Consider the following 236-nt stretch of genomic DNA (forward strand, 5'->3'; position numbering starts at 1 on the left):
ATCTGCGCGTTCTTCGCATCGCCGCCCTGGATTGACATCGAGAGATCATAGTAGCCCGGCTTCAAACCGTAGACAGCCTGTTCCACCTGGAAATTGACCGCATCCGCCGAATAAAAATGCAGCGAATACTGGCCCGACTTCGCATCGGAAGCTTTGTGCTGGTAGTCCGTGTGCGGCGTGCTTTCGTTGCCGTAGGTAATCTTCCACATGCTCCGGTCGCTCTGTTCAAAGCTGCC

The 236-nt window shown here is 55.1% G+C and carries 1 pseudogene; it reads right to left on the reverse strand.

Annotated features, from left to right (window positions below):
- Window positions 1–236: pseudogene (locus WG8_RS27540) on the reverse strand (glycosyl hydrolase 53 family protein); the annotation flags it as partial.

Source organism: Paenibacillus sp. Aloe-11 (genome assembly GCF_000245715.1).
In the GTDB taxonomy this organism is placed as follows: domain Bacteria; phylum Bacillota; class Bacilli; order Paenibacillales; family Paenibacillaceae; genus Paenibacillus; species Paenibacillus kribbensis.